The organism is uncultured Alistipes sp. (assembly GCF_910580175.1).
Lineage (GTDB): Bacteria > Bacteroidota > Bacteroidia > Bacteroidales > Rikenellaceae > Alistipes.
In genome coordinates this window covers 1-23,234 of the sequence record NZ_CAJTXD010000004.1, presented here as the reverse complement: position 1 = coordinate 23,234, position 23,234 = coordinate 1, and the positions used below count along the sequence as shown (strand labels likewise).

The window sequence follows — 23,234 nt, the reverse complement described above, 5'->3', positions numbered from 1 at the left end:
ATAAGAACCGAAGAAATTAGCTATGAAAATCGCAATCGTAGGGGCCAGCGGCGCCGTTGGCCAGGAGTTTCTGAAAATTCTCGAAGAACGGCCGCTGCCCATCGACCGTCTCGTGCTGTTCGGCTCGGAGCGAAGCACCGGCCGCACATACCGGTTCCGCGGGCAGGAACTCACGGTCAAGTTGCTGCAACATAACGACGATTTCAAGGAGATCGACTTCGCCCTGGTCTCGGCCGGCGCCGGCACGTCGCGCGAATATGCGGAGACCATTACCCGGCACGGCACGATAATGATCGACAATTCGAGCGCTTTCCGTATGGATGCCGATGTTCCGCTGGTGGTGCCCGAAGTCAACCCCGACGATGCCCGGCAGGCGCCGCGACGGATCATCGCCAACCCCAACTGTACGACGATCCAGATGGTCGTGGCCTTGCAGGCTCTCGAACGGCTGTCGCACATCCGCCGCGTCCGCGTGGCCTCCTACCAGTCGGCCAGCGGTGCCGGAGCCGCGGCGATGGCCGAGCTGGAGCGGCAGCACGCCCAGTTGAGCGCCGGCGAGGAACCCACGGTCGAGAAATTCGCTTTCCAGCTCGCCTACAATGTCATTCCCCACATCGATGTCTTTACCGACAACGACTACACCAAGGAAGAGATGAAGATGTTCAACGAGACGCGCAAAATCATGCACTCCGACGTGCAGGTCTCGGCGACCTGCGTGCGGGTGCCGGTCATGCGCGCCCATTCGGAGAGCATCTGGATCGAGACCGAACGCCCCCTCTCGGTCGAAGAGGCGCGCGCCGCGTTCGCTGCCGCACCCGGCGTGGTGCTGACGGACAATCCGGCCAACAAGCAATACCCCATGCCGCTCTTCGTCGCCGGGCACGACCCAGTTTACGTGGGCCGCATCCGCAAAGACCTAGCCTGCGACAACGGGCTGACGTTCTGGTGCGTGAGCGACCAGATCCGCAAAGGCGCCGCGCTCAACGCCGTACAGATTCTGGAGACCCTGATGAAATAAAAACCTGCGTCGCAGGTTCCGACTGCGGGACACGGCCTCCGGCACAATCGGCAACGCTTATGTACAAGGAGACCGCACCTTCTGGAAGGTGCGGTCTCCTTTCTACTCCAGGCCTATCCCCGATTTCATATTTTCTCCAGTTCCACTGTAAAGTGGCGCAGGATCGGCGCCTCGAACGTGATCCGATAACCGGATGTGATTTCATGACGCCGCTCGTAGATGTTGCGGCAGGCGGCTGCGATGACGCGGATGTGGTTGTCGGTGTAAACGCGGCGCGGAATAGCCAGACGCAGCAGTTCGAGCGCCGGATAACGGTTCTCGTGCGTCTCGGGATCGCGGTCGGCGAGGATCGAACCGATTTCCACACCTCGGATGCCTGCCTCCAGATAGAGTTCCACCCCCAGCGTCTGGGCAATGAAATGCTCTTTCGGCAAATCGGGCAGCACCTTCTTGGCGTCGATGAAGATCGCATGGCCGCCCGCGGGCCGCTGGTAAGGCACGCCATACTCGTCCAACAGATCGCCCAGAAGCCTTACCTGACGGATGCGGGCGTCGAGCTGTTCGAATTCGGTATTCTCGTCGAGACCCACCGCCAACGCATCCATATCGCGTCCCGACATGCCGCCGTAGGTAATGTAACCTTCATACATGATGTTGAACGACATGGCCTTGCGAAACAGCTCCTCGGAGCGCATCGCCACAAAACCGCCCATATTGACCACACCGTCCTTTTTGGCTGAAATAGTCATCAGATCGGCGTAGGTGTAGATTTCGCGGACGATCTCCTTAATGGTCTTGTCGGCATAGCCCTCCTCGCGGGTCTTGATGAAATAGGCGTTCTCGGCGAAGCGGGCCGAGTCGAGGAGCAGCGGCACACCGTAGCGACGGCACACCTCGGCCGTTTCGCGGATGTTGCGCATCGACACAGGCTGTCCGCCGGCTGTGTTGTTGGTAATGGTCAGCACCACGCAGGGAATTTTCTCACGGGGATTCTCCCGCAGCACGCGTTCGAGTTTGGCGATATCCATCTCGCCCTTGAACGGAATTTCGAGCTGCGTATCGGCCGCGGCGTCGATCGTACAGTCGATGGCATGACAGCGCCGGAACTCGATATGCCCCTTGGTGGTGTCGAAATGGGAATTGCCCGGCACGATGTCGTCCTCCTTCAAGAGAGCCGAGAAGATGACATTCTCCGCAGCACGCCCCTGGTGGGTGGGCAAAAACCAAGGCATCCCGAAGATGCGCTCGACGCACTCCTTGAGCCGGAAGTAAGACGACGCACCGGCGTAGCTCTCGTCGCCGGTCATCATGGCGGCCCACTGGCGGTCGCTCATCGAACCGGTGCCCGAATCGGTCAGCAGGTCGATGGTAACCTGGTCGCTGCGCAGCTTGAAAAGATTGTAATGCGCCTCGCGGATCCAAGCCTCGCGCTCCCGGCGCGTGGAAGTGCGGATGGCCTCGGTCATCTTGATGCGATAAGGTTCAGCGTAGGGAAGTTCCATAGCAAAAAGTTTTTTAAAGGTTCGGTCGGTCGTAAAGTTTTCAAGGACAGCGCAAGGCGGCGCACCACTCCATCCGCACGGAACGGCAAGCACGCACCCCGTCCTTTTTCAAATTTACGAATATTTTTCGGGAAATCCGATTCGGGCACTTTATTTGTTGGCAGAATCCCGAATCTTATAATCATTTACTGCCATGAAAAAATATCGTTGCACCGTCTGCGAATACATCTACGATCCCCAGATCGGCGATCCCGACAACGGCATCGCACCCGGCACCCCGTTCGAAGAACTGCCCGAGGGCTGGATATGCCCCGTATGCGGCGAACCGAAAGATGTTTTCGAACCGATAGACTGAAACCGATGAATCCTTTGATCTTACCTCTTTTTACGCTGTTTCTTATGCACACCGATACCGCCACCGCGACACGCTTCGCACCGCGCGACCTTCCCTACGCCTACGATGCACTGGCGCCCCACATCTCCGAGGAGACACTGCACTACCACCACGACAAACACTATGCAGGCTATGTCGACAAACTCAACGAACTGCTCGTCGACTCGCCCTATGCCGGGCAACCGCTCGAAGACATCGTACTGACGGCCGAAGGCGCCGTCTACAACAATGCGGCGCAAGCCTGGAACCACGAATTCTACTTCGATCAACTTTCGCCCAAGCCGCAGCAGGCTCCCCAGGGCACCCTGCTCGAAGCCATCGACCGCAGCTTCGGGTCGTTCGACGAAATGAAAACGCAGATGAGCCGTGCCGCTGTCGGGCTGTTCGGCTCGGGCTGGGTATGGCTGGCCGCAAAACCCTCGGGCGAACTGACGATCGTCAGCACGCCGAATGCGGGCAACCCGCTGCGCGAAGGGCTGAAGCCGCTGATGTGCATCGATGTATGGGAACATGCCTACTATGTGGACTATCGCAACCGCCGCGCCGACGCCGTAGCCGCGCTGTGGAATTGCATCGACTGGAAGACCGTCGCCGAACGCTACGCCAAGAAATAACCGGAGCCGCAAACTCGATGGAAAAACCGCTTTCGCATGAAAGCGGTTTTTCTATTTCATGTTATACACCTTGATGCACCAATAGTGTGAAAATTCGAATACTTTCGACATTCCGACCGCCCCCAAGGATGGGGTGCGGGGTGGGAGCCAAAATAGGATACAACGACGCCGGCAGCAAACCACGACGCCTGGATTCGAGATGCCGTTTTTATGACAATGGTACGTTTAAATTCAGCATTGTGCTCAACTTATTCGTATTTTTGACCCTGCCCAAGATACTCTCGCTCGGCAAAATGCAAGCAAGCTTGCTTTTGCCCTCGCTTATTCGTATCTTTAACTTTGTTTTAGATATTTCCGCCTCAACAAAATCCAAACAAGTTTGGTTTTGTATTCGGCTTATTCGTATCTTTGTCGCCGAATTTCCTGCTACATGTCGCCCGAACTTAAAAAAATCCTTTGCAGCCGCCGGGGAATCCTTCTTGCCGGCGCATTCCTGACCCTGCTCTACGCCTGGTTCAGCCACGGCTACTACCACCACGACGAACACTACCAGATTCTGGAATACGCCCACATGAAGTTGTTCGGCACCCCGACGGTCGAACATCTGGCTTGGGAGTACCCGCTGATGATGCGCTCGGGCGTGCAGCCGTGGATCGTGTGGTGCTTAGGACGGTTGTTGCTGGCGGCGGGCCTCTACTCGCCCTACTTTCTGGTGTTTCTGCTCCAGTTGTTCAGCGGCGCCCTTTCGATCGGAGCACTCGTAATTTTCGGCCGCGTCGTACGCCGCGAAACGGACGATGAACAACAAGAACGGCTCTTTCTGGCCCTCGGACTATTCCTCTGGTTCCTGGCCTACCTGCATGTGCATTTCAGCGCCGAAATGCTGACCGGCAACCTGTTGCTGCTGCTGGCAGGTCTCACGCTGCACTACGCCTCGACCGACCGCAGACATGAACTCCGCTGGGGCCTGCTGCTGGGAACGCTCGCCGGCGCCACGTTCATCGTGCGCTACCAAAGCGGATTCGCCCTGCTGGGCTATGGTCTGTGGATGCTGATCTTCTGCCGCCGTCCGAAACTTTTCATCGGCATGGTGCCGGGCCTATGCAGCATGCTGGCCCTCGGACTGCTCGCCGACCGCTGGTTCTACGGCCAATGGACGCTGACTCCGATCAACTACCTGCGCGAGAACATCCTGCACGGCCACATGCTCAAATTCGGCGTTGAACCGTGGTGGTACTACTTCACAACCTCGCTGACCGAGGGAGGCATCCTTTTCGGACTGCTGGTCTGGGCGGCCATGCTGCGCTTCTTCTGGACACACCGCCGACACATCGTTACGTGGATACTGATACCGTTCCTGCTGGTGCATTTTTTCCTGGGACACAAGGAAGTGCGGTTCTTCTTCCCGGCATTCTTCTTTGCGCCCTATTTCATCACACTATTCTGGCAAGAACTACGGCAAACCGCCCCCCTCCGGCTACGACAGTGGCTTGTGGGCCTCATGCTGGCGTTCAACGCCGGAGCGATCCTCTTTGTACTGGTGCAAGACCCTGCCGACATCTACTTCTACCGAATGATGGATCGCTACTGCGAAGAAAAAGGGGACGTCGTGGCACTGAACCTCGCAGACGAAAAGACCTATTACAGCTGGCCGCAATATGTGATCGAAGCCCGCGTGATAGAAACGAGATTCTACATGCCGAAGAGATTCGACAACCGGCATTTCGCCACCGCCGAAGCTCTCGAAGAAGCGGCACGCATGCTGACCGCCGAACAACGGCACGTCGTAGTGCTTTCGGCCGACCCCGAACTGGCCGAAAAAAGCGGACTGCAACTCCGTAAAATTGTATGGAGCCCCTATCCTGGATGGGTAACGCGCCATTGCAACTTCAACGACTGGACACGGTACAGCGTCCGGTCGAAGAACGTCTACGAAGTACTCCCGAACGAAGAAATCGCACAGAAAGCCCTATAAGGGCACAAGGCTCTCCGGCGATAATAGCATCAGATTCGGGCACAAGGATGCCCTGAACGGTCGTTTCCGTCGATCCGGGACTCCCGGATCTTCATTTGGCACGGGCTTTGTTATTTGTTATGTCAACTGCGGATCAGCAACCGCAGTGAGGTTTCTTCATTTATTTAAGTTTGGGTTAGTAGTTTTAGGAGGGCAACCTCCGGGGGCAGCAGGCAATCGTGAGATTCCCTGCTGTTTTTGTTTTTGGACGTCCTCGTCATACTGCCCGGAATGCACGGATAATGCGTGGCGCAACAACCTCCGCATCACAATCTATGTCTATGCAAACGGATACTACGAAGTACGAGCCAAATGCCAAAGCGACACGCCCCTAATCCTCCCGGAAACACCCCCGGAATATGAAACCCGAGTCCTGAGCGGCATGGTACGGTGTATAAAAGACAACTAACAGATAAATAGGGGAATACGGCCAAACAACGAAATCGAAACAACGTCCATGTACTGCCGGGCACCGGAGATTTTACGGTGCCCGGCTTCATATAGAAACCAGACACTAACATCAATAATTCAGCTTTTTATGAGTCTAATATTTGGAATTGGCGTCCACTTTGCTTACATTTGTGAAGCTACCACCCTCTCCGATCGCCCGGCACCGAATCAGAGAATGGCGGGATTTTTGCCCACATGGGCCAAAACAACACAAATAAAGGCGTTTTAATAGCACAGAAAGGCTCAAAACCATGTCCTCTTTGGTAGTTCCATACTCTTTACGTACATTTGCGCGCTTTTTACAAGAATACGCGCGTTGTGTAAGGCCGTCTTGCACCGCTACGTTTCGGTCAAAAATTACAACTGTGGGATTACGATTTTTTAACAAAATTGCACAGCTATTCACAAAAACGAGCTGGCCAGTCATTCAAGCACTAACTACAAAAAAGAGAAAGAAGTGGGAATGTTTTCACTTTTGGGTTGTTCCGTTCTTACGTACAGTTTTTTGGACTCTTTGCATAGTACGTGCATTCATTACACCCTCCACTATAAGCAATAGGATAACAGCCACTCTGGTTCTATTTGTCGTTGAAGTAATAGTACTGCTTTGTGACACAACGATTTCAAAGCGATTAGAGCGGAAAAATTTAATACTAACTTCCAAGTTCATTCGATGGAGTATTGTATTGGGAATTGCTCTTGCCATTATAACTATAATGGCCTTTACCTATACCGACCAATGCAAAATTGCAATAGGAACCATAATCTTGCTCACTATTGCAGCAAGAGGTATCCAGGCATGGATGCAAAATAACATAGAAAAATTCATTTACGAAGATCCGGAGCGTACGGGTATTCCCATTGTGCTTTAAAAGCAAACCATATGGAACTAATGAATATTACCTTTATCGTTATCGGCAGCATAGTCTTTCTTGTTCTTGTTGTCAAACAAATAATCAATTTCTTTTATCACTCCGAGGAAACAAAGATCGAACCGGTGGATGTCGCCAGTGCGGGGTCTTCAATACCACAAAATCCCCAGCAGATCATGACTTCAAGCGCATCCCTCAACAAGCTCAAAACAGGCAACAAAGAATCGAGGTGTTACCGAAAATTCTGGATCAAAGGATGGTCAATGCTGCTATGCGGAATCCGCAACGACGATATTCTCTTTACAGAAGAAATAAATCCTGACACCATTGACACACTAACTTTCGAGCAACCAATAGTTTTAGTACTCAAACGCGAAGGCAAATCACTTGATAAGGCCATCGCTAAAGGCGACTATGCCAAGTACAAAGTACGACGAACATGGGCAATGCTTCCGTTCGATGAAGAAAAAATCATGGCGGAAGTTAAAAAAATCATGGACGGCTCCACTTTTAAACAGCTACAAACCGACTACCCCAAAAGTTTCTACTCGAAAGAGAAAATGGAAACCGATTGCCGTGAAACCCGTATTAAAAATTACAAAGCCGAATATCAAGATTGTGAACAGCAATCAAGCCCGAATAACTTGGTAATTATATCGACGACTTTACGTAAAATAGAAGGAGAAAGCAAAGTTTTCTTCTCCATACATCCGGCACGGATTATTGTCGGAAAAGCCGTTTATACTTTTCACAAAAAAGAAGAAGAAACACACATGTCTTAGTAGACTGTAAAAAGTTTATTTAGCCACAGCGGCACATCGATCGATGTGCCGCTGTTGTTTAAAACCACACATCTACCGAAACACAACACCCATAGATCGAAAAAACCATTACTCCAATGCCCCAAACTTTCAACATATAAGCTGCCACATCGAGCACGATCACAAGCGCTACATGTTTTTAGGATATGTAAGTTGCGCCTACCCACAAGTGCAACGCCACACGAGATACATTGATGAACTGAAAAAGCGCATAACGTTTATGCCGAAATCAAATGGAGCAACATCTCAATATCCAAAATACGGATATTTTTTATTTCGTTTTTATTGAGAATGAAATATAGAGAGCATATAATAATGCTGTTCGCATCCCTCGTCACAATGCCGAATCTCACAAATAAGGCAGCAACTTACATTCCGAAATTGAATGTAGAAAGCTAATCGTTCGAAGCCGAAAGCAACAGCATGGCCACTGTTGTTGACTATATGATTAAGATTGATGAAAATGCCGATGACTATTGACCTGCCTCAAACGGTTGGATTGAAAGCGAAACAGCAGACATCTGACTACCTTATAATATTGATTTATAATAAGGTATCAAGGTAAATAAGTGTCCGCGTAAATATCGAACTAAACATAAAATCGATATGACTAAGCGTATTTATTATAACAATTCTCACAAATATTTGATGGTTTCTCTGTGCATAAAAGAGGGTCAGATAAGCCGAACAACACAGACACGATGAAATCACTATATGTAGAGAAAAGATGTAAGTTGATATTAGCAACGAGACGCCTTGAAACAACAGGATGCGATGCTATTGAGTGCAAACCTATTGCCAATGCGATAAAATTGGACAAAGGAATATAACCGTTCTGGATAGCGATCTGCTGGTAATGGAGATTGTGCCCTGTCAAAACTGTGTAAAATCTCAATCTGGGAAATGAGTGGTGCAAATGTGGTGCAAAACAGAAATGAAAAATCGCAACCGATTGACAATCAGCTGCGATTTTCTTTTACAGTGCCCAGGACAAGAGATTCGTTTATATTTCGAAATTTGCTATTTCGAATGAAAAACATTGGTGTTTAAAGAAATACATTCGATTATTATAATCGAATCGCCATTCCTATTTACCAAAATCGAACGATTCGGCCGCCAAAGCAACATGGATTTATGTTACCTGGCTACGCAACGAAACGAACGCCGTCCATAATCGTGATGCAGACCTTGACGGCCGTGGGACTCTTCAAAACAGCCGACAACATGAAGACGCCTTGCTCCGTAAAAACAAAAGGTAAATAACGTCGACCACCGCAATTATTGAATGTTTCATATGCTGAAGTCAAACTTGAGGTCACAATTTGTGACCTCAAGTTTTCAACCTCTTGATATGTAAGCTGAAACATGAAATTGTCGCCCTTGGCATACAATTTGCCTAAATTCTTCAATCCAAAGCCTGCTGCGTCCCGAACCTCTACTCGCAACAAACTGAATGAAAGTGATTTAAATAGAAAACGCCCCCCAAGTATGCTGCCCGAAAGCTCGCCTGGGAGGCTTGTTATCTTTATAGTAACAAGAACTATACCGAATTTGTAGGAGCAAAGATACGTAAAAATTCTTTTATTCCAAAAAAATAAAAAGAAATTACAATTTATTTTTTCCAAAGCGGATGCTCTCTCCAGTTTTTCGGAAATCCCATATATCCGACATCGATATTCGGATATTCCTCCAGCAAATCGAAAAAATGCTTTCGGAACTTACTATTCGGATTCACGGTCTGCAGCAAATACAAGATGACACACAAAAAATAGTAGATTCTGGAACTTTGAATAGTATCTACTTCTTCATTTGACAGCCAAATCTTATCTTCGCCCTTGTAAGAAAATTTCTCGGGCTGAATGCTCAAACGAATATTCCACAAACGGGCATGGTGCGCACAAATATTCCGCACATAATTGATCGCATGCAGCCACGAACAAAAAACCTTCTCGGACTGTATGCCGAAATACTCCGCGATCCCTACAACATCCTGTCGATCGCTCAAATATTTGCATATCTTGGACAACTCATTGAAATACATCAACTCCATACATATCCAAGAAGGGGGATTCTTCGGATCCGAATATTTTCGGCTATAACGTTTGAACGAGTCGCAGCAACTGGTATCAGTCCAAACTCCATCGATATGATTTTGCAACTCATTGTATAAACAATATGTACGCCTTTCCCCTGTTTTCTTATCAACATAACATACAACCTTAAAAAGCTCGCTCTTGTCTTGCCAATGCGCACCATGCTTCCGCCCGAGTTGATAGACGATCTGCGTACGCAAAGCCACCTCTATGCGTTCGATGGCATCGAATATCAGCAGACGGAACTTGCGGTCGAACCGATACAAATCGTAAATATCATCCCATGAAGTACCCTCTTTAAAGTTCCCCTCCTCTTTATTAACGATTTGCCGAAACGGACGCATATATGCACACAACCGGAAATAATTGATATTCGATAAATGCCGAATCATCCGACGCTCATCATCAATACGCAATCCGTCCCGTTTCAGTAACGCAATTTGCTCTTCAAAAGTCAATACTGGTTTGTCATATCGTGCCATAACGGCTCAAAGATACGGAATTATTTATTTACAATAACAAATTAGAACATTTTTACACGTTTAAATTTAAGATTGCAACTCAATCTGTTTAACCCATATCAATAAAAAGACAGAGACGATGCAACAAAAAAGCCAACAGATTACTGACCAATCACTATTTACTCTGTACGAGAAACAACCACACCACCCTCCAACTCGGCCGCAATACCCGAATTGCTGGCTACCTGGCTACGCAAGGTAACGAAAGCACGCATAATAGCCCTATTTACCTGAATAGCGATTTTGCTGTGCAGCACACCCGAAAGCATAGCGACACCCTGCTCGGTAAAAGCATAGGGCAAAAATACTTTAGGCCGCTTTGCTTGCGATGCTATTCCATTTTGGAATCGCATACTGTTTAACAGAGAGTTATACTCGTCATTCGTTAATTCAAACATGAAGTCGTCACCCTCGAATCGCTCAATATTGCGCTTAACAGCTTTATTAAGATTTCCTGTCGTCACTCCATAGAGTTCTGCGAGGTCTCGATCCAGCATGACCTTTTGGCCGCAGAAATACCTTTTTTCAGAATCGCCAGTCTCATCCCGAATACCACCCCAGCTCAATCGTTCCATTCATGTTGATACGTGAAGGGAAGAAAGCGTTCAATACGAGTTGAAGAAAGAGAAGCTTCTGCGAACAGACCTACATAGTCCGAATAAATTCGCCGAATCGCAGTATTTTGTCCGCATTCCTCCGGTCGAACAACAGGTGCTCGAAGTCGCGCTTCTTGACATTCAGATCGGTCGTTTCGAGCATCTTCCGCACGGCCGTTTTCAACTCTTCGGACGAGCCGATTCCGCAACGAGCTTTCAAGAAATCGAAATCGGGAGCGGTTCTGCTCAAGAGAAACATCGCATCATAGAAATCGCGTCCCTTGCTGCGCGCAAGCAATGCCGCGAGTTTCATGGCGCAGAGTACGCCGTCGGGCGGCACAGGCAAAGGGAAGAAAAAGCCGCACCCTTTTACGTTCGCAATCACCGGGACATAAGATATACCTTGATCCTGGGCTTCGATCTTTATCAGGAATCGTTCGTCGCGGTGTCCGGTCAGTTCGAGATCGAACAGCAGCTGCGGAAAATGGATGTTGCGCCGAAACGCGGTCAATTTCGGATTCTCCCGATCCTTCGCTTCGGCCGCGAGTCCGCTGCGATGCAGGAAAGTCAGCACCTCGTCGGTCATCTGCATGAACTCCTCCTTGTCCATCTCCTTGCAGTCGAAATCCAAATCTTCGGAGAAACGGTCGATACCTTTGATGAGCCGCAAGTTCGTACCGCCGATAAAGGCCATCTTCCGCATGTAGGGCGTCGAGGAGAGAAAATCCAAAATCATCAGCTGGAGATACTCCTTGAGCATGTGTTTATCGAAAAGCGCATTTTCGCGCATCTGCGGAGGAAAGTATCCCCGCACGAAATCCATATCGATCATAATTCGTAAATTTTCATCAGCACCGCTGTCCGCCTTTCGAGAGCCTTGCTCCGGAACCGACCGAGATATTCGCCGAACCGGTCCCGATTCAGTTCCTCCTGCATATAATCGTCATCGAGCCGCAATTGCATCAACTCATCTTCCTTGTCGTAAAACGGATACAGGTAGAGCAAATCGAGCAACGCCTTTTCCGGCGTTGCGAAAAGGAGCGTTCGCCCATCGGCCATCGGACGAGGTTCGTATCCGAACATCAGATCGCTTTTGATGCTTTTATAGGAGTATTTACCGAACGGATTGCGGAAAGTTGCCGTCTTGAGCGTCGATACGCTCGTTATCTGCACGACAGCCTCCGGAATCAACCCATAAAACGACAGAGCCGTATGCAGACTGATATAAGAGGGTCGGTAGATCCGATTGGCGATATATTGCGCGAAATCCGGTCGTCGGAGATATTCGGGAAAAGCGAAATACTCCTGCCGCAGCCGAACGAGCAACCCTTTCTTGATCCATCGTGTCAGATTATTGCGATCGAAATCGGGCTGCCACGCATACACCTGCCGTATGCTGAAGCATCCCAAATCGAATAGCTGCGTTCTGAATTCCAGATAAGTCATTTGCTATTTTATTTCCTTAATGCTGCAAATATAGTGCATTTCAGAAATAAAGACAAATCATAGCCGCAGACAGCAGACATCTTTGCCCTCCTGCAATCGCACCCATGTTGATACGTGAAGAGAAGAAAGCGTATCACAATAGAACAGACAAATGAGGTTGCACAAATAATAATACATTATTTTTCAGGCGCTTAATCATCTATCGATATTATAATATTACGCACTTCAGAAATTTTCGCTCCGTTTTTTGGCAGAATGAAAAAGGAATTCTACTTTTGTCTGCGAAGGGAAGAAGGCTCGCAAAGGGTCGATTCCAAAAAAACCTTTATAGAAGAGACCGGGACGGCTTACGCCGTACCCGGTTTTTTGCGTACATGCAACATATTACGCGGGAATCCGCCACTTCTTCCCTTCACATTTCAACACATCGAAAAAAGCTCAATTTCCCGATCCAAAGACCTCCAAATTCCTTACCCTCTCTCGCGCGCACTCGCGCGCGCGTATTATCGTTACTTACTGTAGAGTATATATTTTTGATTGTACAACATAATTGTAAAATATATTTATCCATATTGCATAGTGAATTTATCAAAGATAAATTCTTTGATAAATATATATTATAGGTATAATTTGCAAGAAGGCAACGTATCGGAATGCCGTTTTTGCAGGAAGGCAACGTATTTTTTGCAGGAAGGCAACGTATTGTTTTTTCGCAAAAATATTTTTTGCAGAAAGGCAACGTATTGAAAAGCCCCCGAACAACGGCACCGAATCATGGGAAATGCAATTAGGAATGCAAACAACTCTACTACCTATTTGCCATCCATAATTAGACGCCCCTGGACACCCCTCTTCGGCAAGTAGCATTATTACCGACAATAAAACCAGCTTTAGCACACGAAAAATCAAGATCAAGCAAAAGTCCACCATATTCAACTAATACGCAAACTGCTTTCTCTGACCATAAATTCAATAAGTTTGAGTATATTTTTTCAGGAAACGGGATTTATTCCAAATATATTTGTATTTTTGTATACGGTATTAACTAACGCACTAATACCAATTATGAAAAAATATATCGAATATATTTCTCAATTGGCAAACAACAAGATCAACAAGAATTTTTCGAATAGTGACGAAGATCACGCCTTGGAGGTCTTGATTAAGATTTTCCAAAGTTCCAATAAAATCATTCGGATATTCGCGGGATCTCTGTGCAGTGATGTACCTAATGATCCACGATATATTGCAGCATTGAGCGATTTTATAGAACGAGCTGGCCAAGTTCGAATTCTACTAAATGATTTCAACACAGAAAGCGCAAAAAATTCTAATCTGTTTAAACGGTTAGCCTATTATACTTCTCTTGACAACACAGACATACAAATACATAAAACTCCCGCCAAACCTTATTTAAAAAAAGACCCTCAAAAAAATCCGGTTCACTTTACGGTCGGAGATGCGAATGCCTATCGGGTAGAAACGGATATTGAGAAAAGAACTGCGAATTGTAATTTCAATCATCCGGAAGGGGCAGAAAATCTCATTGCTTTTTTTGACCAGATCGAGAGAAGCCATGCAGAAAAGATAGATTTGAACAAATGCTTTGCAGATTAATTCTTTTTCTAAATGGAACTCACGGACTTTCTAACCCTCATACAACTCGCAGCAGGCTTAAACATCGCGTTCGTTGCGGTCGAGGTAGCGCAAGGTTATACGCGAATTTTGTCAGACAAAGTATTCAATATAACGCAATTACTCGACAACGCTTTTCAGGAGTTAAAATCTACCATATCCGTCAACAGAACAACTTTGGACAATACCCATTCGACCGATGTCGACGGGAAAAGCACAACCAATAAAATCGAGGAAGTTAAACGCGAATATGAAAAATTAGAAAAGAAAATAGAGCAAATCACAGACGACATTACGGCTAATTCTAATCTGAAATGCAATTTCAGATGTTTCTCTGGATTGAGTTTGATGATATTCTTTTTTTGTTGCACCCTGATTTTCTTGGCTCCCTTTAACGCCATTAGTTTAGCATTTTTAATGACTTTGCTAACGTTGATTTACTCCATTGGCGGATGGTTCTTGTATGAGTCTCGTTTATTTTGCAGTCTTAAAGTTGTTATTTGGGAATTTACGGGCGGAATGATTGTATGTATAATTTTATGGTTATGTATTCGAAATTGGGATGTTTTCAAGACTTTCATGCAATCAGCTAACGACCTAACTATTATTACTGCTTCACTATTGCCATTTGTAAACTTTATCGCTTTCTTTCTGAAAGTAATCCGCCGCGTTCAAGATATACGGCAACAGATTAGCCAGCATCGAACTTCATTAATAACAGAAATTGAGCCAATCAATGAAAAATTCAATAAGCTTCGTAGTTTAGAACTATTAAAAATGGAAATGACAGACTAATCCATTTTACTTGATTCTGTCAACAAATAGGGAGAAAAATTTTGATTTCTCCCTATTTTTATACGCAGAAAAGCACTCTCCATGAATGCTAAAGAATAAATTACCCAAAGAATTCCCCACTACAAGCACCAAAAATCCAACTACCAAAGCTTATTCACGAACGAACAACACATCGGATGCGTAAATTCGCCGCATCCCTCTATGAGTTATCGTTCGACAACATACCGCAAGGTAGCAGCAGCCCCGGATAATTCCGGGGCTGCTGCGTAATAATTTCACGCATCAAAGAACACGACATTCCAACCCGCCCAACAAAAGGTAATCCAAGCAAAAAAAACAGCAAGGGATTGAATCCCTTGCCGTACCCATCTACATCCGCAATAGTGGAAAATAGCCGTTGTAGAAGACGACGCAGCTTATTCGTCGTTCGCACGTCCCCGGCGGCGACGAATCGTCTCGCCCCGCCTATCGGCCGCACGCTGGCTCTTGGCGATATAGTTGTCGTAAGTAAAATCGGGAATTTGCAGAATCTCCGGATGATTGGCGACGTATTCATCAAGCATGCACTTGAAGACTTCGTTATTGGAGATATTCAACAGCCCGTTACGGATGAACGTGTATTTGATGGAGTAAAAGGCCCGATGATCCGCATCCTCCACCAACAACCCTATTTTTTTCATGGGATCGAGTTTTCGGCAAAAATAAAAAAAAACTGAAACATAATTCGTTTTTCAATCCCACAGTATTAAGATTCAACACAATAAATCCACTCCGAACCCACAGTCAGCACATGTAAAACACTGACAAACCCATACAAAAACCGATATTAGAATATTATCCATATCGGCGATTTTAAAAATAATATTTCAAATAAGTTGTAAACACCTTATTTATAACATACTTTTGCAAAAAAACACAGTTTTTCTCACATGAAACACATTTTCCTATTATGTCTCTCGATTCTTGTTTATACGGAATCGCATGCACAATTTACAGCCGTCTCGACCAACCTTACCGGATGGGCCGCCGGCAACATCAATGTCGCAATCGATGTGAATGTCGACCTGCACAACACCGTCAACATCCCGGTCTCGGTCAACCCGTTCAAATTCGGCAACACCCAATGGCGGCACATAGCTGTTCAACCTGGCTGGCGATACTGGATGATCGAACGCTACATCGGTCATTTCATATCGCCCTCGCTGTTTTTCGCCAATTACGAACTGGGACACGGGCAGAGGTATTTCCAGGGAAACGCATACGGCGTCGGATTCTCCTGGGGATACTCCATACTGCTGAATACCCGCTGGAACTTCCTGGTCGAAGTGGGTGCCGGGCTGATCTACACTCCCTACACCGAACGCAAATACGCCAAATACATCGGAGAATTCGACGACGAATACACCTATCGGCATCACCGACTGATGCTCCTGCCGACCAAGCTCAACCTCTCCTTTTCCTACCTATTTTAATAACAGCCCTTTCCCATGAAACCCTACCGCACACTCCTCGCCCTGGCAATCAGCGCATCGATGCTCTCCTGCGCCATGACGCACAAACTGCAACGCCGCACCCCCACGGACGATATCCACCTGCCCAGCAACGGACCGATCGAGACACCCGAAGTCGAAGATGTCGAACGGGCCGTAGAACTGCACAAGATCGCAATTTCCGGAGGTAAGGACAGCGTATACCTGGCCGAAGCGGAACGCGACGACCAGGGAGAAGTCACACTCAAAGGCGGCGACATCCGAACGGTCTACGTGGTGGCCCGATCGAAAACCGTGGCCGAACGCAACGGGGAAATCGCCCTCGACTTCATCATCACCATACCCGCTGAGCTGCAAAACAGCAGCTGGGGACTCCAGCTCACACCCGTCATCGAGAACAATCAAACAGAAGAGGCGCTGCAACCGTTGTCGATACGGGGTGAGCTTTTCTCCGAACTTCAGAAACGCCAATACTGGCAGATGAACAGATACCTGAACCGCATCGTACGCGACACCTCGGAGCTGACGACCTCCACATCCCTGGCCGCGAAGTATTACCGCGCCTACAACCACCTGATCGGCACCTCCCAGCAGACCCGCGCCCGGAAACTCGCCACGACCTACAAGGAGACCCTTTCGTTCCCGTATCTTACCGACTCGCGGCTGGATTCCGTATTGATCCACAAAGGAGAAATCCAGTATTACTACACGCAGAAATACCATCCCGGAAAAGATACGCACCGCCTGCATCTTTACTTCCGGGGCCAAATCGATGCCATAGACCGAAGCACCTACGCCCTGGCCAACTCGGATACACTGACCTACACGGTAACATCGATGCTGTCGCTGCTGGACAACACACCCCGCTACATGATCCAAATAATCGACAAGTATGTCGAGGTGCACGACCGCAACTATCTCACGTTCCATGTCGGAAAATCCGACATCGTGGATACACTCGGCGACAACCGGATGCAACTTTCCAGGATCGAACGCCTGATGGATACACTGATCAACCAATACGAATTTTTCGTCGACTCGATCACCATCACCGCCTCGTCCTCCCCGGACGGCAGCCTGGCGACGAACAACCGCATCTCCGCAGCACGCGCACGCGCCATCAAACAACATCTGACCCATAAGTTCGGCCGCGAAGTCGACACACTCATCAAAACACGCTCGATCGGCGAAGACTGGACACTGCTCAAGCGCCTGATCCGCCACAACAGCGACGTTCCCCACTGGCAGCAGATCACGAAGATGATCGACGACAGCCGCAACCTCGATGCGACGGAAGCCGCAATCCGTCAACAATACCCGCGGGAACACGCCTTCATGAAAGAAGTACTCTACCCCCAGCTGCGGGCCGTGGACTTCCGCTACAATCTGCGTCGTGTCGACATGGTAAAAGATACGATCCAACTTACCGTACTCGATACGACCTACATGCACGGCGTGGAACAACTCCGGCAACGCGACTATGTCGGAGCACTGCGCACACTGAATCCCTACAAATGCCGGAACCTGGCGATCGTACTGCTGTCGTTGAGCTACGACGAGGCGGCACTCGAAATCCTGGAACACCTGCCCGCAAACGAAACATGCGCCCGCACGAACTATCTCTGCGCCATCGCCCTTTCACGGCTCAACCGCCCGGCAGAAGGACTGGAGTATTACCTCAAAGCGATCAAAGAAGAACCCGTGCTGAAGTTCCGAGGCAACCTGGATCCGGAAATCCAACTGCTCTACAAACAAAACAACGTACAAGTAACACAATAAATAATAATACGACAACTATGGAACTACAGATCATTCAGAATAAGATTTACGAAGTGCGCGGCCAAAAGGTCATGCTGGATTTCGACCTGGCGAAACTCTACAACGTGGAGACCAAAGCACTCAAACAAGCAGTACGCCGAAACATCGAACGTTTTCCTGCGGATTTCATGTTCGAGCTGACTGATGACGAGTATAACTCGCTGTCAGACAGAATAAGGTCACAAATTGTGACCTTAGAAATGGACGGACGGGGGAAGTATCCCAAGTATGCTCCCTTTGCATTTACTGAAGAAGGCGTTGCCATGCTTTCGGGTGTGCTGCACAGCAAGATCGCTGTCGAGATCAATATATCCATTATGCGGGCGTTCGTTACGCTGCGTAATCAGATCGCTAATAATGCGGACATAGTGGCGGAGTTGGGAAGCCGGTATAACGAGCGGCTCCAATGGCTGGAGAGAAAGTTCGACGCACGGCACGAAGCGATAGTGCATCGGTTGAGCAACGTGGAACGACGCTTGGGATGCCGGCATTCACGGCCCCAAACAAAACATCTATCCTACGAAATCAAAATCCGCGACTACTCTCGCAAAGCCGTGGTGATCTTCACCGAGAATACCGAGAATGCGCAGCTGCTTCTGGCAATCGGCGCACGCCACAACTCCTGGCTTACATGGCAAGGCGAACGAGTCAAAGGCTGGGTCTTCCCCAAATCACGTTTCGATGAAATTCTCCAACTGCTTCCCGAAGACTGGTTTATGCAAAAATCCAACCGCCATGAAAACTAAAGTTCTTATTCCTTTGTTGAGCCTCGCGCTCATTCTGACGGGTGCCTGTCAGAAAACCGAATCTCCTGCCTCCGCTTCGAAAGACAGTGCGGAAGTAAGTATCAATATCGCCTACGACGCCGGAAATATCCATCCTACGGATATGCCCTTCGAAATGATCCTCACCATCGAGGAGCGATACGCCACGTCGGATCATTGCTTTCTCATCGTTTCGAACAGCCTCGGGAAGATCAACCTGACTCTGGGCGACCGATATATACCCTTGAACAAGCGTATGGAAATCTCCTACTCGGTATGCAACGAAACCGAATCGAGCCGTACGCTTCGTTTCAACGTCACACCCCTCTCGTTCGCGGTCGCCGACCCGACATTCCAAATCGACTTCACGGTCATCACGGCCGACGGACGCATCACGGCAAGCAAAAGCGCCGAGGTGTGCGTCCTGAACTCCTCCCCCATCGATGTGCAGACGGAGTACAGCCACGCCCCCCTGCCCCCTACCCAGACGTTGGATATCGACTTCATCATCACCAAAGCGGGATTCACGGGCGACTACGGGCTGGAGTTCCGCAACACGTCCGGCAGCGGCTACTGCATATACGGACGGGAGTTCCACAGCGGCGAACGCATCGCCGTACATTCGGGCCAGGTACCCCTACGGATCGAATACCAACCGACCAGCCTGGGACAGCATGACATCATATTCCGCATCAGCGACGAAGCATGCAGCCAGGAAGTCGAAATCACATGCGAAGTCCTCAATCCAGAGAACCTACCGACACGCTCAACCTCTTTCCCTATCCGGAATCGCTAAATCATCGAGACATGAAACAACTTTTCGCATCTTGGATCGTCCTGCTGACCTGCGCCTGCAACGACACGGCATACCTGCTTTCGGACACCTCGCCCGCATTCCAGGTCATAGCCCTGCAACACACCTACGTCGTCGAGCAGACGGCTTATTTCCAACTCAAGGTCTCCGAATCCGTACATTCGGGAACCCTCCAGCTATGCCCCCTCATCTCCCAAGGGAACTGCAAACTCGAAATGAACGCCCAGGCCGTGCCTACGGACGGATCGTGGTCTACGCTCTGCTCCCCGACGGAAATCCTGGCTCTCACGCCGCAGCAAAGCGGAACACTCGAAGTCACCCTCGAAATCCGCTCAACAAAAGGAGGCGAGCAGAGCAACCGCAGCACCCTGCATCTGGAAGTCATGGAGAACACAGCACTCGACATCGCGGCAGAGTGCGAGTCACCCGCGTCTATCTCCCAACCCATAGAAATCGAACTGTCCGTGAACAAATCCCTCTCCCTGCTGCAACTGCCCATTACGCTGGCACAACTCGCAGGCGTGGGAAAGCTGCAATTCGGAGCTTTGAACATTCCCGACGGCGGCTCCTTCCTATGCCCGGTAAATACCCCGCAAATCCTCTACTACACGGCCGAGGAGCGAGGCATCCACCGCCTGCAGTTCTCCGTGAGCGACGGCTACAACACCCAATTCTGCGTTCTCGAAATCATCGTCACCAAATAGACCGTACCATGAAAACGACATCTCCACTTTTTCTCTGCCTGTTATGGCTGGCCGCCACAGTCGCAGGATGCGGGCAAACGGATTACCACCTCACAGACCCGGCGCCGCAACTCCGCATAACCGTAGCCGACACCGCCTACGAAAGAAACAAGACCATCCCGACCGAAATATCCGTACAACAATCCGGCGCCGAGGGACTTCCGCAACTCTATATCACGATACCCCAGGGCAGCGCCTCCGTCACGATCGACGGAGCGCCCCTACAGACATTCAGGAAGTGGTTCACCCTGACCTGCGCATCGGCACAACTGAACATCACGCCGACAAAGGCCGGGATGCTCCGAGTGCTCCTGCAAGCGAAATCCGCCGAAGGAGTCTTCAGCAACTCCGAAGAACTGACATTCGAAGTGCGAGAACCCCAACCCCTGAACGTGGAGATCGCCTCGGAAAAACGGATCGTCAACCTCCCCTCCGGAGAGACGATTCCCCTTGCCCTGTCGATCCACAGCCCCGAGAACGAAGGGCCGTTCCAAGTCCGGGTCACCTGCGTCTCCGGCAAAGGCGATCTTCTCCACGAAGGCCACATCATCAATGACATCGAACTGCAACTCGGCGCCGAAACGACGATCCAGTATCGTCCGGCACAACTCGGAATGCACCTGCTCGAAGTCGAGGCTTCCAGCGACGGCATATCCGCCACAGGACGCGCGTACATGGAGGTCATCCGGGACATCCAAGTGACAAGCGACGTAGATCAGGGCTTCACAATCTCCGGAACCGGAGAATACGACACCGATGGCGAGGAGGTCACCCTGCGCCTGGTAAACGATTCGAAGTACAACTTCGAAGTGTCCGAATGGCTCGACAACGCAGGAAACGTGCTGTCGCGCGAGGATCATTACACGATCACTACCTCCTGCGACTGCCCGTGCGACCTGAAAGTAAACCTCAAAAGACGCCTCGTGAACATCTCCCGCGGCACCTCGGTAACCTTGGATTACAAGTACTGGCTTCTGGTAAACGACAAACCTACGCCCTATGTCGTTCACGATCATCGCATGCAGATCGAAGCCGACTACCGGGTAAGCGAGCCACTGAAATTCCGATACGAATACTCCCGATACGAAATATATCCGCTTCCGCCGCCCGTGACCCGTCGCGCTTCGTATGCAACGATCGTCATAGGAGCTTCTTTGAGCAGCTATATGTGGTCTGTGGACAATGTTTTCGACATCTCCATACACAAAGAGGATAACCCGGAACTGGTGTTCAACACATACGGCCGTTTTGTCGCAAGCCCATCGACGCTCTATCGTATCCCTGTCAGCATCACCATGAAACCATGAAATAAACACGCTCAACACCCATGAAAAAAACACTTTGCGCACTCCTGCTCGGCGGCATCCTGCTGACAGGCTGCGAGCTGCATGAAAACATCGATGTCTCGATCAAACGCAAGGCGATCGTGCATCTGGTCTATCACTACGACAACGGACACACGGAGACACTCGACGGAGTGGAGAACATCCGGCTGCTGATCTACAACAACGGAACGGGAAAGCTCTACCGCGACACGACGCTGCTGCGGGAAGACTTCCTGCGCGACACAGGCGCCATGCAGACCTATATCCCGCGCGGCGACTACTCGTTCATCAGCTGGGCCAACACCGGATCCCGCACAACGCTCATCCCGGGGAACTACGCCACGACGACGATCGCAACCGACGAAACGGGAGCCGACGAACTGATGTACGGCGTATGCTCGACCCCGGTAGTAAAGGGCGACTCCCTGCACATGGACATCCACTTCTTCAAATCGGTATTCAAAATCAACGTCCGGGTCACGGGCCTGGGAGATCTTCCCTACGGCGAAGACCACTACTTCGGCATCCGGAACTACAACTGCATAGACATGGACAACCGCCCGACGGGCGAATCCAAACTTCTGTGTCCGGCCCTGACCTACGACCGGGGCAGCCTCTCGGGATCGTTCTACACGCCGTTCTTCCTGCCCGACACACCGCTGTGCGTAGGAGTATACTGCGACAACGCAGCATGCGCCTACACGACCCTCTATGAAACGAATATCCAGGAGTTCGCAGACTATGCCGAAAAAATGCTCGGCCGCGATGTCGAAATCAACATCGACATCTCGATCCACAGCAGCGGCACCACGATCCGGGTCAGCGACTGGAACGGCCAGATCATCCAAGACGAACAATTCGGAATTTAAAAAACGACCAATCTTTAACAAAACACTTTTCAAGATGAAAAAAAACCTTATCCTGCTGGTCACCAGCGCAACCCTCGCCATGACGGCCTGCAACGAGACGACGCATATCCTGCACCGAAGCGAGGAAACCCCGCGAACAACGTACGGCGACATCCGTCTTTCGTTCGCAGCACCCGCCGCGACACGCACCCCGGAATCGGGACATACGGAAGTATGGGAAAAGGAAGTCAACGAAGCAACGGTCTTCGTATTCGACGCCGCGGGCGAGATCAAACTGCGGCGCAGTCTCCCGGCCGCGGAAATAACCGCGGCGTCGACGACCCCTATCTCACTTGTCGTGCCGGATGCAACGCCGGGAGAAAACTACGACTTCATCATCGTGGCCAACCGGCCCGTAGCATCGTCGGTAACGACGAAAGAATCGCTGCTGCACGAAACAGAAACCGACATCCTCTCCTACAACGGCCCGCATGCCGAAGTCTCGACCCACGCCCTGCGCCCCGGAGGCTTCGCGATGACGGGGCATGCCAACGCAAAGATCAACGAAGGACGAACCAACGTGAAGATCACACTCCTGCGCCTGGTTGGAAAACCCAGGCGCGGATGACCCCTGCGGCCAGGTTGTTTTGACCCCATAAGC

Annotated in this window: 21 protein-coding genes and 1 pseudogene; 15 read left to right on the top strand and 7 right to left on the bottom strand. The window is 49.8% G+C overall.

Features of this window, described 5'->3' with window-relative positions:
• The first annotated feature begins 22 nt into the window (after positions 1–22).
• A complete protein-coding gene (locus QZ298_RS05990) occupies positions 23–1,018 on the top strand; it encodes an aspartate-semialdehyde dehydrogenase (protein ID WP_296006692.1) in 996 nt (331 codons plus the stop codon).
• Positions 1,019–1,143: 125 nt separating this feature from the next.
• Here QZ298_RS05990 and QZ298_RS05985 read toward each other — a convergent pair whose 3' ends face one another.
• Positions 1,144–2,520 carry a tryptophanase gene (locus QZ298_RS05985; RefSeq protein WP_296006689.1) on the bottom strand — a complete coding sequence of 459 codons (1,377 nt, stop codon included), beginning with the start codon at positions 2,518–2,520 and terminating at the stop codon, positions 1,144–1,146.
• Positions 2,521–2,713: 193 nt separating this feature from the next.
• Between QZ298_RS05985 and rd the strand changes: the two genes are divergently transcribed.
• The 4 genes from rd to QZ298_RS05965 all read left to right on the top strand — a co-directional run bounded on the left by rd (position 2,714) and on the right by QZ298_RS05965 (position 7,646).
• Entirely contained in the window at positions 2,714–2,875 is a 162-nt protein-coding gene (gene rd / locus QZ298_RS05980; protein ID WP_296006687.1) for a rubredoxin, read from the top strand.
• Between the two features lie 44 nt (positions 2,876–2,919).
• The gene (locus QZ298_RS05975) at positions 2,920–3,528 is read left to right on the top strand and encodes a superoxide dismutase (RefSeq protein WP_296006684.1); all 609 of its coding nucleotides are present in this window, start codon (positions 2,920–2,922) and stop codon (positions 3,526–3,528) included.
• 430 nt (positions 3,529–3,958) lie between these two features.
• A complete protein-coding gene (locus tag QZ298_RS05970) occupies positions 3,959–5,503 on the top strand; it encodes a hypothetical protein (RefSeq protein ID WP_296006682.1) in 1,545 nt (514 codons plus the stop codon).
• Positions 5,504–6,875: 1,372 nt separating this feature from the next.
• Positions 6,876–7,646: a hypothetical protein gene (locus QZ298_RS05965; RefSeq protein WP_296006680.1), complete on the top strand. Its 771-nt coding sequence runs from the start codon at positions 6,876–6,878 to the stop codon at positions 7,644–7,646.
• Between the two features lie 1,184 nt (positions 7,647–8,830).
• Here the strand turns inward: QZ298_RS05965 and QZ298_RS05960 are convergent.
• The 5 genes from QZ298_RS05960 to QZ298_RS05940 all read right to left on the bottom strand — a co-directional run bounded on the left by QZ298_RS05960 (position 8,831) and on the right by QZ298_RS05940 (position 12,341).
• Positions 8,831–9,052, bottom strand: coding sequence for an ORF6N domain-containing protein (locus tag QZ298_RS05960; RefSeq protein ID WP_296007117.1), 222 nt, complete (start codon positions 9,050–9,052; stop codon positions 8,831–8,833).
• 245 nt (positions 9,053–9,297) lie between these two features.
• The gene (locus tag QZ298_RS05955) at positions 9,298–10,260 is read right to left on the bottom strand and encodes an Abi family protein (protein WP_296006677.1); all 963 of its coding nucleotides are present in this window, start codon (positions 10,258–10,260) and stop codon (positions 9,298–9,300) included.
• 158 nt (positions 10,261–10,418) lie between these two features.
• Complete coding sequence (locus QZ298_RS05950; protein ID WP_296006674.1) at positions 10,419–10,874, bottom strand: ORF6N domain-containing protein; 456 nt, start codon at positions 10,872–10,874, stop codon at positions 10,419–10,421.
• Between the two features lie 70 nt (positions 10,875–10,944).
• Positions 10,945–11,727: a nucleotidyl transferase AbiEii/AbiGii toxin family protein gene (locus QZ298_RS05945; RefSeq protein ID WP_296006670.1), complete on the bottom strand. Its 783-nt coding sequence runs from the start codon at positions 11,725–11,727 to the stop codon at positions 10,945–10,947.
• On the bottom strand, positions 11,724–12,341 hold the full coding sequence (locus QZ298_RS05940; protein ID WP_296006667.1) for a hypothetical protein: 618 nt from the start codon (positions 12,339–12,341) through the stop codon (positions 11,724–11,726). The genes QZ298_RS05945 and QZ298_RS05940 overlap by 4 nt, the downstream gene beginning before the upstream one ends.
• Before the next feature lie 1,065 nt (positions 12,342–13,406).
• Here QZ298_RS05940 and QZ298_RS05935 point away from each other — a divergent pair.
• Both QZ298_RS05935 and QZ298_RS05930 read left to right on the top strand, forming a co-directional pair.
• Positions 13,407–13,958, top strand: a complete 552-nt coding sequence (locus QZ298_RS05935) for a hypothetical protein (protein ID WP_296006666.1) — start codon at positions 13,407–13,409, stop codon at positions 13,956–13,958.
• A 12-nt stretch (positions 13,959–13,970) separates the two neighbouring features.
• The gene (locus QZ298_RS05930) at positions 13,971–14,771 is read left to right on the top strand and encodes a hypothetical protein (RefSeq protein WP_296006662.1); all 801 of its coding nucleotides are present in this window, start codon (positions 13,971–13,973) and stop codon (positions 14,769–14,771) included.
• A 416-nt stretch (positions 14,772–15,187) separates the two neighbouring features.
• Here the strand turns inward: QZ298_RS05930 and QZ298_RS05925 are convergent, their stop codons facing one another.
• A complete protein-coding gene (locus tag QZ298_RS05925; protein ID WP_296006658.1) occupies positions 15,188–15,451 on the bottom strand; it encodes a hypothetical protein in 264 nt (87 codons plus the stop codon).
• A 249-nt stretch (positions 15,452–15,700) separates the two neighbouring features.
• Between QZ298_RS05925 and QZ298_RS05920 the strand changes: the two genes are divergently transcribed.
• The 8 genes and pseudogenes from QZ298_RS05920 (at position 15,701) to QZ298_RS05885 (ending at position 23,201) form a co-directional block, all read left to right on the top strand.
• A complete protein-coding gene (locus QZ298_RS05920) occupies positions 15,701–16,243 on the top strand; it encodes a DUF3575 domain-containing protein (protein WP_296006656.1) in 543 nt (180 codons plus the stop codon).
• A 15-nt stretch (positions 16,244–16,258) separates the two neighbouring features.
• Positions 16,259–18,040, top strand: a complete 1,782-nt coding sequence (locus QZ298_RS05915; protein WP_296006653.1) for a hypothetical protein — start codon at positions 16,259–16,261, stop codon at positions 18,038–18,040.
• 17 nt (positions 18,041–18,057) lie between these two features.
• Positions 18,058–18,429 (top strand): annotated as a pseudogene (locus QZ298_RS05910) (ORF6N domain-containing protein); the annotation flags it as partial.
• Positions 18,430–18,814: 385 nt separating this feature from the next.
• Positions 18,815–19,639: a hypothetical protein gene (locus tag QZ298_RS05905; RefSeq protein WP_296006648.1), complete on the top strand. Its 825-nt coding sequence runs from the start codon at positions 18,815–18,817 to the stop codon at positions 19,637–19,639.
• A gap of 11 nt (positions 19,640–19,650) precedes the next feature.
• Complete coding sequence (locus QZ298_RS05900; RefSeq protein WP_296006647.1) at positions 19,651–20,361, top strand: hypothetical protein; 711 nt, start codon at positions 19,651–19,653, stop codon at positions 20,359–20,361.
• Positions 20,362–20,369: 8 nt separating this feature from the next.
• A complete protein-coding gene (locus QZ298_RS05895) occupies positions 20,370–21,707 on the top strand; it encodes a hypothetical protein (protein WP_296006644.1) in 1,338 nt (445 codons plus the stop codon).
• Between the two features lie 20 nt (positions 21,708–21,727).
• The gene (locus tag QZ298_RS05890; RefSeq protein ID WP_296006641.1) at positions 21,728–22,594 is read left to right on the top strand and encodes a FimB/Mfa2 family fimbrial subunit; all 867 of its coding nucleotides are present in this window, start codon (positions 21,728–21,730) and stop codon (positions 22,592–22,594) included.
• Between the two features lie 34 nt (positions 22,595–22,628).
• Positions 22,629–23,201, top strand: coding sequence for a fimbrial protein (locus QZ298_RS05885; protein WP_296006638.1), 573 nt, complete (start codon positions 22,629–22,631; stop codon positions 23,199–23,201).
• Positions 23,202–23,234 lie beyond the last annotated feature (33 nt).

Bases quoted from the DNA above. Each gene is read 5' to 3' on its own strand.
- QZ298_RS05990 (WP_296006692.1), top strand. From the start codon at position 23: ATGAAAATCGCAATCGTAGGGGCCAGCGGCGCCGTTGGCCAGGAGTTT.
- QZ298_RS05985 (WP_296006689.1), bottom strand. From the start codon at position 2,520: ATGGAACTTCCCTACGCTGAACCTTATCGCATCAAGATGACCGAGGCC.
- rd (WP_296006687.1), top strand. From the start codon at position 2,714: ATGAAAAAATATCGTTGCACCGTCTGCGAATACATCTACGATCCCCAG.
- QZ298_RS05975 (WP_296006684.1), top strand. From the start codon at position 2,920: ATGCACACCGATACCGCCACCGCGACACGCTTCGCACCGCGCGACCTT.
- QZ298_RS05970 (WP_296006682.1), top strand. From the start codon at position 3,959: ATGTCGCCCGAACTTAAAAAAATCCTTTGCAGCCGCCGGGGAATCCTT.
- QZ298_RS05965 (WP_296006680.1), top strand. From the start codon at position 6,876: ATGGAACTAATGAATATTACCTTTATCGTTATCGGCAGCATAGTCTTT.
- QZ298_RS05960 (WP_296007117.1), bottom strand. From the start codon at position 9,052: ATGTTTCAGCTTACATATCAAGAGGTTGAAAACTTGAGGTCACAAATT.
- QZ298_RS05955 (WP_296006677.1), bottom strand. From the start codon at position 10,260: ATGGCACGATATGACAAACCAGTATTGACTTTTGAAGAGCAAATTGCG.
- QZ298_RS05950 (WP_296006674.1), bottom strand. From the start codon at position 10,874: ATGGAACGATTGAGCTGGGGTGGTATTCGGGATGAGACTGGCGATTCT.
- QZ298_RS05945 (WP_296006670.1), bottom strand. From the start codon at position 11,727: ATGATCGATATGGATTTCGTGCGGGGATACTTTCCTCCGCAGATGCGC.
- QZ298_RS05940 (WP_296006667.1), bottom strand. From the start codon at position 12,341: ATGACTTATCTGGAATTCAGAACGCAGCTATTCGATTTGGGATGCTTC.
- QZ298_RS05935 (WP_296006666.1), top strand. From the start codon at position 13,407: ATGAAAAAATATATCGAATATATTTCTCAATTGGCAAACAACAAGATC.
- QZ298_RS05930 (WP_296006662.1), top strand. From the start codon at position 13,971: ATGGAACTCACGGACTTTCTAACCCTCATACAACTCGCAGCAGGCTTA.
- QZ298_RS05925 (WP_296006658.1), bottom strand. From the start codon at position 15,451: ATGAAAAAAATAGGGTTGTTGGTGGAGGATGCGGATCATCGGGCCTTT.
- QZ298_RS05920 (WP_296006656.1), top strand. From the start codon at position 15,701: ATGAAACACATTTTCCTATTATGTCTCTCGATTCTTGTTTATACGGAA.
- QZ298_RS05915 (WP_296006653.1), top strand. From the start codon at position 16,259: ATGAAACCCTACCGCACACTCCTCGCCCTGGCAATCAGCGCATCGATG.
- QZ298_RS05905 (WP_296006648.1), top strand. From the start codon at position 18,815: ATGAAAACTAAAGTTCTTATTCCTTTGTTGAGCCTCGCGCTCATTCTG.
- QZ298_RS05900 (WP_296006647.1), top strand. From the start codon at position 19,651: ATGAAACAACTTTTCGCATCTTGGATCGTCCTGCTGACCTGCGCCTGC.
- QZ298_RS05895 (WP_296006644.1), top strand. From the start codon at position 20,370: ATGAAAACGACATCTCCACTTTTTCTCTGCCTGTTATGGCTGGCCGCC.
- QZ298_RS05890 (WP_296006641.1), top strand. From the start codon at position 21,728: ATGAAAAAAACACTTTGCGCACTCCTGCTCGGCGGCATCCTGCTGACA.
- QZ298_RS05885 (WP_296006638.1), top strand. From the start codon at position 22,629: ATGAAAAAAAACCTTATCCTGCTGGTCACCAGCGCAACCCTCGCCATG.